Genomic DNA, 4,666 nt, shown 5'->3' with positions numbered 1-4,666 from the left:
TCTTCACCTGGTCGTCTTTACGGCCAAGAAATACAATATTGCCATCTGCCAACCTGCGCACTACATCGCCGGTACCATACATCCGCCTGCCTTTTACATATGGATCCTCAATAAATTTAGCAGCCGTTAAACCGGGTTTGTTCCAGTAACCAACAGACACGCCGTCTCCGCTTATAAATAATTCGCCGGCTACTCCAACCGGACACAGCATTTGATGATCATTCAGCACATACACCTCCGTGTTCGAAAACGGCATACCTATGGGTATCTCGTGATAATGACGCTGCGGGTCAATGTGATGGATCAATTTCCCAATGGTAGTTTCTGTAGGCCCATAATGATTTATTATGTGAATAGCAGGATTTACCGATCTTATTTTTTCGATCATCTCCATGTGCAACGCTTCTCCGCCAAATATGAGGGTTTTCTTAACCGGCAATTGTTCTACAGCACAGATCGCATTCCAGTGCGAGGGAACTATTTTTATACAATCTATGACCTGCCTGTTGAAGTATGCCTGCAAAGCATCTGCATCCCGAAGCGTATCCCGGGAGAATAAGTGTAATGTTCCGCCCGACAATAAAGCGCCAAACAAAACGGTATTTCCCAGGTCGGCCGCCATGGTCGACATCAGGGCAAATGTTTTGTTCGAGGTTATACCGGTTGCGCCAAAAAGACCGTAAAAATAATCCACCAGGTTACGGTGGGTAATAAGAACGCCTTTGGATTTGCCGGTAGTGCCGGAAGTGTATATAATATAAGCGGCATGTGCAGAAGAATAATTGGCCGCTACATTCTCTTTACCCTGTTGTTGTATGGCCTGTAGGCCGGCATCTATCAACACTGTTTGAACTTTACCTTGTTCAATTCCTTTTGCCAATGCCTCATTTGTCACCAGCAATTTCATACCGGTATCTTCGATAATATAATTGACCTTGCCGGCCGGCAGTTCGGCATCGATAGGTACATAGGCTGCACCGGCTTTTAATATACCCCAGATGGCCACTATGGTATTGAGCGGGTGGTTGAGGTAAATACCTACCGGTGTATTTTCCTGAACTCCCTTACTACGAATGAAATGGGCCAGCTGGTTCGCCTGCTCCTGCAAGTGCTGGTAGGTTAACTGCTCATTTTCAAAAAACAGGGCAGTATGGTCCGGTGTTTTAGCCACCTGCTCTTCAAACAGGTGTACCAGGGTTTTGTTTTTCGGATATTCAACCGCCGATTGATTGAACCCGGTGGTAAGCTGCCTCGTTTCTGTAACGCTGAGCATGTGGAGCCGGCCGATCGCGGTGTTCCTGTTTTCTACCACAGTCATCAACAGATTTCGGTAATGGTCTGCCATTCGCAAAATGGTTTCTTCCAGGAAGAGATCGCTGTAATAAGCAAACTCTATCCGAAGCTCGCCGGAAATTTCCGAGATATTAACGCTGATGTCAAATTTAGCAGTGTTGGGTGTAAAGGAAACATCCGACAGAACAATGTCGCCCAGATCGATCGCCCCCGCTTCCTCGTTATTATCCAATGTAAACAATACCTGGAATAAAGAGCTGCGGCTCAGATCCCTGTTTGTTACTACCTGATCAATCACCTTTTCAAAAGGAACATCCTGGTGATTGTATGCTTCAAGCGTAGTTTCTTTTAATTGCAGCAACAGCTCTCTGAAGTGTTGTTGCTGAGTAAGGTTGCTTCGCAAAGCGATGGTATTGATAAAGCAACCGATCAAAGCCTCTGTTTCCTTTTGTGACCGGTTGGCGACAGGACTGCCCACGCAAATATCTTCCTGCCCCGTATACCGGAATAATAGCACTTTAAACACGGCCAGCAGGGTAACGTATAAAGTAACGCTTTCCTGCTTCGCCAGTTCATGCAGGCCTGCGGTCAGTTCATTATTTATGATAAAATGAATGGATCTTCCATGAGCGCTTTGTACAAGCGGCCGTTTAAAATCGGTTGGTAAAAGAAGCGGCTCTACCCCTTTCAATTTCTTTTCCCAGTAAGAAAGTTTTTTACCGATCACCTTATCCATGTTAATTCTTTGCCACAGCGCATAGTCTGCATACTGAACAGGTAATGGCGGAAGGTCTGGTAACTTATCCTGTTTTATTGACCGGTAAAGTTCCACCAGTTCATTTATCAAAATGGCGCCTGACCATCCATCCGATGCAATATGGTGGATCACCATAATAAGCACATGCTCCTGCGTATTCAATTGAACAAGGTGAACCCGTAACATAAAATCATGGGCCAGGTCGAAGGGTTTACTGATGGCGGCGGCTATATATTCATCAACACCGGTATCAGGAACAACATGTGTCAGTTGCCAGGTATTTTCGGGTAAAATTTCCTGAAATGCCATACCCTCTTCTTCCCTGTAAACCGTACGTAAGATCTCGTGCCGGTTTACAATCGCCTTAAAGGCAGCCGCTATTATGTCAACGTTCACATGGCCGGTTAATTTTGCTACGGAGGGGATATGATAATTAGTACTGCCTTGTAATTTGTCGATGAACCAGATGCGTTCCTGCGACCAGGATAAAGGGATCTGCGAAGGCCGTTCCATAGGAACAAGAGGCGACAACACTATTTTCTTTTGCCTGGTTGCTACCAGTGCTGCAAGGTCATTAATTACAGGTTTTCTGAACAAGTCGCCTATCGACAGATCGGCTTCGATCTCCTTCCTGATCATATTGATTACCCGGGTTGCCAACAGGGAGTGACCGCCAATTTGAAAGAAATTGTCAAAAACACCTATGCGCTCAACATTCAGTATCTTTTTCCAGATCTCCACCAGCTTTTGTTCCACTTCATTACGGGGTTCAACATAGTTTGTATCCTGCGCCGATAAGCCGATATTCAGATCGAGGAATAATTTTATCAGTTTATGCTCATCTACTTTATCACTTACGTTGATGGGCATGGCATCTATAATACAAAAGTGCGTAGGTTGCATAAAAGAAGGCAATCCTTCGCTGCAGGCAATTCTTATACTATTTTCCCTTATGGACGTATTTTTTATTTTGTTTTGAAGTACAATAAAGGCCGGCAGGCATTCCTGTTCATTATCGTCCTTATAAATTATGACATGGCAATCTTTTACATCGGGCTCTTTTCTTATAAAGGATTCTATTTCTCCCAATTCTACCCGGTGCCCCCTGATCTTTACCTGGTTATCCATTCTTCCCAAAAACACCAGGTTTCCATCGGGCAACCATTTCGCCAAGTCACCTGTTCTATAGATAATATTTCCTAATGTACCGGAAAATGGATTTTTAATAAAAGAAGAAGCAGTTTTCTCCGGCATGCCCAGGTAGCCAAGTCCCACACCTACACCTGAGATGCCTAATTCTCCTACGACGCCTACCGGACATAACGCACCTGTTTTATCCATTACAAATGCGTTCATATTGGGTATAGGAACACCAATGGGTACATGCAACTGATCTTTATCAGGTATACTTTTTATTTCATACTGTACCACATCGTCCGAAGCCTCACAAGGGCCGTAGCAATTCAACAAACGTATACCCGGGAACAGCTGCTTTAGTTCACTCACAAGTTTAACCGGTATCTTTTCGCCGGTTAACATGATCCATGAAAGCGTTTCCAATGCAGGCGGAGTATCAATACCCTTTATGTATTCCACCAGCCCCCACAGATAAGTAGGAACAAATTCAACCAGGTTTACACTTTCTCTTTCTATTATCGTCGTGAGCTGGCTGTAATCGAGCAGGTTTTCTTTATCTATGATAACCACCGTACCACCCATTACCAGCGGCCCGAGTATTTGCCAAACAGAAATATCGGAGCCAATACCGGCGCTTTGCAGTAACCTGGCGTTATTATGCAGCTCCATTGCCTGGTACTCTGCCAGAATGTGGTTCATGGCGCCTTCATGTTGTAAAATGGCGCCTTTGGGCTCACCTGTTGAACCGGATGTATACAACACATAGGCCCAGCTGTGCAACTCATTTCTATTGACAGGGTTATCAAAACCGGCTGCGGCTATAATTGAATGATCAGTTATGTGAATGCCTGCGGCCGCGGCCTGTAACATCAATTCATCGTCCATTTCATCTACTATCACCACCCGGTTTACAGGTATACTGGCCGCTTTTTTGATAAGACGGGCGTTGCTTATTACCGCTTTCATCCCATTCCCGGCCATCATCTTCTGTATACGTTCCGGTGGATTTTGCGTATCGAGCGGAATATAAACGGCGCCTGCTTTCAAGATCCCTAACAAACAACTTATCATAACAGGATCCCTGTCGAGATAAACGCCAACACAATCCCCTGGCGTTATTCCCGTTGCAATGAGCGTATGACTGATTTGATTTGCAAGTGTATTTACCCGTTCATAAGTCCACTGTTGATCGTTATGAATTACGGCTATGGCGGTTGCTTTTTGTTGAGCGATCTGTTCAAACCTCACATTCATGGGCACGTGATTACCCAGCTCCTTCCAGCCCTGGTTGAACCAATGCCCGTTGCCTGATACTTTTTTCCCAAGTATAATTTCTCTTTCTTCAGCAGGCAGCATATTAATATTATCAATATGCAGCCCGGGTTCCTCAGCAATCGATGCCAGCAGCGCTTCGTAATGATGCATAAAACGCTGCATAGTATCCGCCAAAAACAGGTCGGAACAATATTCAATATCGAG

Annotated in this window: 1 protein-coding gene; it reads right to left on the bottom strand. The window is 44.9% G+C overall.

Going from position 1 to position 4,666, the window contains the following annotated elements; genetic code table 11:
• The coding region (locus A4R26_RS05790; protein WP_133054564.1) for a non-ribosomal peptide synthetase at positions 1-4,666 on the bottom strand (4,666 nt) is incomplete at both ends.

This window comes from Niastella populi, from assembly GCF_002078015.1.
Classification (GTDB): domain Bacteria; phylum Bacteroidota; class Bacteroidia; order Chitinophagales; family Chitinophagaceae; genus Niastella; species Niastella populi.
The sequence above is the reverse complement of the archived record's forward strand: the minus strand, read 5'-3'. Positions and strand labels throughout refer to the sequence as shown.